This is a genomic window from Methanomicrobium sp. (genome assembly GCF_055145805.1).
Genome location: NZ_JBSREC010000135.1, coordinates 1 through 5,701, shown reverse-complemented (window position 1 = coordinate 5,701; position 5,701 = coordinate 1). Strand labels below are relative to the sequence as shown.

The following is a 5,701-nucleotide window of genomic DNA, read 5'->3' as shown; positions in this document are numbered from 1 at the left end:
GCCTGCATCGGCAATCATTATGGAAGAAACCTACAAAGGACAGGTTTCAAAGCTTGAACCCTCAAAGAACAGGCTTACAATGCAGGTAAGTTCTGTTTATAATGGAAACGAATGGGTAACCTATGGAAAATCCAGCCTTAAAAACAATATTGTCGTTGGAACGACATATAATCCCGATATTTTCAATGATTTGAAACAGGGTGATTCGATTGAAACCACAATTCTTGGAGGGCCGGGCGGTGAATGGATATCTGTTGGCAAGATTGGAACTGTCGGCTCTACAGAAACTCCTCTTATTGCATCCTATGGTGATCCTTCAAGGCTGATATCTTATTATTATCAGGGGTACACAGTTACAACAGAGTTGAAGCCTGATTGTACAGAGTGTGAGGGAACAACATGCACGGCATCTTCTGCGACTGTTTCAGCAATACGTGACGGTGAAATTGTTGAGACAAAAGAGATGTATCCGGAATATTCTCATGTTTTCGGATGGGACTCGGATTACCAGTATATTTTAAAGGTAAAATTCAACTCAGGTGAGGCGTCATCTGATCTATGTCCCGGTTTGGGAGGAATGGCCGGACCTCAGGCAATATCTGACTTCACAATCTATGATACACAGAGAAGCACAATCCTTGCATCAGAAATTGACATAGCGCCTGCTGAAACTGAAATTTCAACAGTAATGCCAACAGAAACTTTACAAGTGACACCTGAAATGACTGCAGCAACACAGGCACCAGCGCCACTGCCCACCCAGTCCGGATTTGGAATGGAGCTTTTTATTGCAGCAGGTATTTTAGGAAGTCTGGTGATTGCTTTAAGGAGATATTAGAGTTTTAATCGATATTTTAAAGAAATTTAACCAAATTTTTATCTCATCTCTATTTTTATCAGATAATTTCTATAAACTGAATGAGGTGCATATTCTTCGGGGAAATTATGAAGACAGGCAAAAACAGATCTGTTTTTTTTCACAGCTAAAAAGCAAATTTTTTGTTTTACAAGATTAATATTAATTGTAATATGTTTCATCTGCTGAAAAAAAATATGAATCTCATAATACTTCTGCTTTTTTTTTCACTGCTTGCATTTATTTTAAGAATACTACCCGTCTTTTTTCTCACCGATACAGGTTTTATTCATATAATACGAGGCGATGCAGAATTTAATTTCAGGCAGATTGAAGTTATGGCAAATAACTTTCTGCAGTACGACTGGTTTGACCCTATGACTGCATACCCTAATGGCAAAAATATCGGGTGGGGCCCTCTTTTCCCGATGATCGCAGGTGCTTTTGCAATTATTTGCGGAGCCGTGGGACAGACAGATATAATAAATATTGTATCATTTGTTCCTCCCCTTATGGCAGCGGGAATGGTGCCGATTGTATATTTCATTGCAAAAACCGTTGGAAAAAGCAGGCTTACGGGTATTGTTGCAGCAGCTATTACATCTGTAATATCACTTTTCTTTTTGAATTATACCTCATACGGGTATGTTGATCATCAGGCTGCTGAAATCCTGTTCTCTTCTCTCTTTTGCCTTTTTTATATCCTTGCATCAGGTATAAATCCGGCTGAAAAATTCATTCCCTGTTTAAAAGATAAAAATTTTCTAAAACCCTTTTTATACAGCGTAATTGCAGGATTTTTTTATTGCGCCTGCTATTTTACTTCTCCGACAACCGTTCTGTTTCTTGTGATAATATCAGTATATACATTTATTTCATGCATATTTTCGCATAATCTGGGTGTTACTCCAATCAGGGAAGGTTTTGTAAACACTGTTGCACTTATAATTCCGGCTGTATTCATACTCATTTTCGGTGTAAAATATGACGGATTTGTCCTCTCTTCCTATACTATAATTCACGCAATAATTCCAGTTCTGATAATTGCTGCAACATGGATTATGATTATTATATCAAATGGCCTTAGCAGAACACAATTTAAAGAGAATAAGTTTGCATATCCCGGAATTATTCTTATTACAGGAATGCTGTCAGGAGTTCTGGCATCTTTTCTTTTGCCTGAGATTTTTACAAATCTGTTTTCAGGCGCAAATTTGATTTTCGGCTTTGAAAATGCAGCTATTGCAGAGATGCAGCCATGGAGCCTTGATTATGCCCTGCAAAGCTATCATTTTGCATTCATTTTAGTTTTTGGCGGAATTATAATAGCCTTGAAGAATGTTATCTCAAAAAAAGAGAGGGGTTCTTTATTCATTCTTATATGGGCACTGATAACCCTGTATATCACAATAAAGCACTTAAGATTTGAATTCTTTGTCGCAGTTCCGTTTGCGGTTCTTTCTGCATTTTGTATATCATATGCATATACAAACTTCTTCAGGGATTTTTCCTTATATCTTAAAAAGGATGAAAAAAGATCTTTAAAATCAAAAAAAGTTAAGGCTACGGTTGTGAAAAAAAATCCGACGGGGGCCGCAATATTTGCATTTATTGCAATAATAACAGTTCTTTTCTTTGTAAATTCTTTGATAAGCGATGTTAACTTTGCAAGTGATTATTCCGGAGTCAGTTTTGAGAAGAGCAAATGGATAGAATCAATGGAGTGGATGAACGAGAATACTCCTTCTCCTGGTGTTGATTACTTCGGCGAGTATTCATCTGATACATTCACATATCCTGATAACTCCTATGGAGTCATGGCCTGGTGGGATTTCGGGCATGTAATTACACTTATCGGTAAAAGGATTCCGGTTTCAAACCCGTTCCAGGACAATGTCGCAGGGGACATGGGGTGTGCTGACTTTTTGATAGCGGAATTTGAAGATGCTGCAAACCGGATTATGGATAATGCAAATGCAAAATTTGTTATTACAAACAGTGAACTGACAACGCCTGATAAGGGAATCCTGACAATTCTATCATGGCTCAACCAGGCAGACATTGTGAATGATTATTTAATTTATATTAATATGCCTGATGATTCCGGAAATTATGCAAATACTATCTGCTATACTCCCGATTATTACAACTCAATGATTGTAAAACTGGAAAATCTTGACGGAACATACATAAAGCCAACAGAGGCCGATGTTCTGACAACAAAAACAGTCTCCGGCGTTAAGTCGGTTGTCAGCTATGACACCATGGACTATGACAAGGCAGTTTTGGAAGCAGTTTCGGATGACAAAATGCTCATTAGTACAGACCCTGATGAACCCTGCTGCATTGTTCCTGCGCTTAAAAACTACCGTCTTGTGTACGAATCGCCTGACCCCGATGACAATGTGAAGATATTTGAGTATGTAAGAGGCTTTGAGGTTTTGGGAGAAGGAACTGTTCAGGTAAACATTGTCACAAATACAGGAAGAGAGTTTGTTTACACCCAGAAGAGTGAGAACGGAAAATTTGTCCTGCCGTATTCAACTCTTGGAAATCAATATGGTGTTAAGGCGAAGGGCCGGTACCACATCCTGGAAACCGATGAATATTTCGATGTTTCAGAAGAGGATATTGGCAAAGTTTACTAAATTTTAAAGAGTTGTATGAATAGCATTGTTTTGGAGGAGTGATATGAAAAAAATGAAATCTGATCAAAAAAACCCGATTATAATATAAAATTTTGAGATTTAAAATGATTCCAATCCGAATTTTTATCAGTAGTGTGCAAAATGAATTTGCAGAAGAAAGAATAAGACTTCGTGATTACCTTAAAGGTGATTCTTTGATGCGCCGGTTTTTTGAAGTCTTTCTTTTTGAAGACATTCCTGCTGTAAACCGCTGTCCGGATGAACTATATCTGGAAGAAGTAAGTCATTGTGATCTTTATATGGCCTTTTTGGTTATGATTACGGTTCTGCAGATAAAGATGGCATTTCACCAACAGAAAAGGAATTTGATCTTGCAACAAAACTTAACAAGTATCGGTTGATCTATGTTAAAGGAACAGATGATTCATTACGAAATCCCAAAATGCAGACTCTTGTTGCCAGAATAAAGACAGAATTAATCCGAAAAAGATTTGATACATCAGCAGAACTCATTTCCAGTATATATTCAGCACTTATAGAATATTTAATGGAAAAGCAGTTCATACGATCAGGACCATTTGATACATCACCATGTTTAAAGGCAGTACCTGATGACCTTGACCAGGAGAAGATGAAATGGTTCATCAGCACAGCAAAATATATTCGTCATTTTCCATTACGGGAAAACGGAGATTTTTCAGAATTGCTTAAGCATCTGAATCTTCTTGATGATAAATATTTAACAAATGCTTCAGTTCTTCTTTTCGGCAAAAATCCTCAACGTTTCCTTCTTTCTTCTGAAGTTAAATGTGCTCACTTCCACGGAACGGGAGTATCTAAACCCATCCCTTCATATCATGTGTACAAAGGTACGGTTTTTGAGATGGTTGAAAAGGCAATTGACTTTGTGCTGAGTCAACTTGCATTATCCGTTGGAACACGCCAATCAGGTCCTCAGGCTCCTGTAAAATATGAAATCCCAAAAGAGGCTGTTGCAGAAGCAATCGTAAATGCTGTTGTACACAGAGACTACACAAGCAATGGCAGCGTACAGGTTATGCTGTTTTCAGATCGTCTTGAAGTATGGAATCCGGGAAGACTCCCGCCATCACTGACACTTGAAAAATTAAGAGAGGCACATGGATCAGTTCCAATTAACCCATTACTTGCAGAGCCAATGTATCTTACGGGTTATATTGAACGGATGGGTACAGGTACAGGCGATATAATCAAACGATGCCGGGAGGCTAATCTTCCTGAACCTGACTTTTTAATGACAGACGGCTTTAAAATAGTCATCTATAGACATTTAAAGAGTGAAAAGGCAGGCATGCAGTCTCATGAAGTCACAGGGGAAGTCACAGGGGAAGTCAAAAGACTTTTGAAAGTCTTTGATGGAGAAATGACACGCCAGGATATTATGAGAAATCTTGGATTAAAGAATGAAGAAAATATCAGGCTGAGATATATCCGCCCGGCTATAGAGTCAGGACTTCTGGAGATGACAATTCCTGATAAACCACGCAGCCGTTTGCAGAAATACAGGCTCACCAGTAAAGGAAGAGCGATTAAGAAAAGAAAAAATGAGGAACTGTGAGAAATCGGCAGCAAAATCAGGGTATTAAGGAAAACGCGGGAATCTGAGTTTTTCAAAGAGAATTGTATAATTCATTTATACGCATCTTTTCTGCCTGTTTTAAGGCACGGCAAATCATCTCTTTTCCTTCTTTTGAATACTTTGGATTTTCCATATATTTGTGAAATCTCTGTTTATCCTCGCCTTTTAAGATTAAGCCGAATTCAATTGGTTTGGCCATAGTATTCACGTCATTAAATGTTGTGCGTTTTTTAATATTGCATTAATTAACATAATAAATTATCTTCAGGTACAAATATCCGATAAGGAGGGTATCCTAAAGGTATCCTCAACTTGCTTAGGAGTACCTTAAACAGCAGGATTTTCTTTGAAATTTTTTTCTTTCCTTTCGAATAGCCCTTCATTTCTTCCTGTTGATGAATTATGCATATTCCTCTTAGATGTCATCCAGATCAAATACAAAATAGCCCGTTTTACGCAGAGTTTCTTTCCCTTCTATCTTCTTTGCAAAAAGTGCAAAGTATTCCTTTCTTAATTCATTGTTCCACTGAACACAATCCGACTTTTTTTCAAGGCTAAAAAGAATCCTTTCGGCATCGG

At 37.8% G+C, this 5,701-nt stretch carries 5 protein-coding genes; 4 read left to right on the top strand and 1 reads right to left on the bottom strand.

What is annotated here, in order from left to right; genetic code table 11:
• The 4 genes from ACTB1O_RS12340 to ACTB1O_RS12325 form a co-directional block, all read left to right on the top strand.
• Positions 1-838, top strand: an 838-nt coding sequence (locus ACTB1O_RS12340) for a hypothetical protein (RefSeq protein ID WP_462995446.1), incomplete at its 5' end; no start/stop codon positions are given.
• Positions 839-1,029: 191 nt separating this feature from the next.
• Complete coding sequence (locus ACTB1O_RS12335; protein WP_462995445.1) at positions 1,030-3,504, top strand: oligosaccharyl transferase, archaeosortase A system-associated; 2,475 nt, start codon at positions 1,030-1,032, stop codon at positions 3,502-3,504.
• 134 nt (positions 3,505-3,638) lie between these two features.
• Entirely contained in the window at positions 3,639-3,905 is a 267-nt protein-coding gene (locus tag ACTB1O_RS12330; protein ID WP_462995444.1) for a hypothetical protein, read from the top strand.
• On the top strand, positions 3,902-5,101 hold the full coding sequence (locus tag ACTB1O_RS12325) for a Fic family protein (RefSeq protein WP_462995443.1): 1,200 nt from the start codon (positions 3,902-3,904) through the stop codon (positions 5,099-5,101). Before ACTB1O_RS12330 ends, ACTB1O_RS12325 begins: the two co-directional genes overlap by 4 nt.
• Before the next feature lie 52 nt (positions 5,102-5,153).
• Here ACTB1O_RS12325 and ACTB1O_RS12320 read toward each other — a convergent pair whose 3' ends face one another.
• On the bottom strand, positions 5,154-5,321 hold the full coding sequence (locus ACTB1O_RS12320; protein ID WP_462995442.1) for a hypothetical protein: 168 nt from the start codon (positions 5,319-5,321) through the stop codon (positions 5,154-5,156).
• Between the last annotated feature and the right edge of the window lie 380 nt (positions 5,322-5,701).

Excerpts from the sequence above, each read along its gene's own strand:
- ACTB1O_RS12335 (WP_462995445.1), top strand. The coding sequence starts at position 1,030 with ATGTTTCATCTGCTGAAAAAAAATATGAATCTCATAATACTTCTGCTT.
- ACTB1O_RS12320 (WP_462995442.1), bottom strand. The coding sequence starts at position 5,321 with ATGGCCAAACCAATTGAATTCGGCTTAATCTTAAAAGGCGAGGATAAA.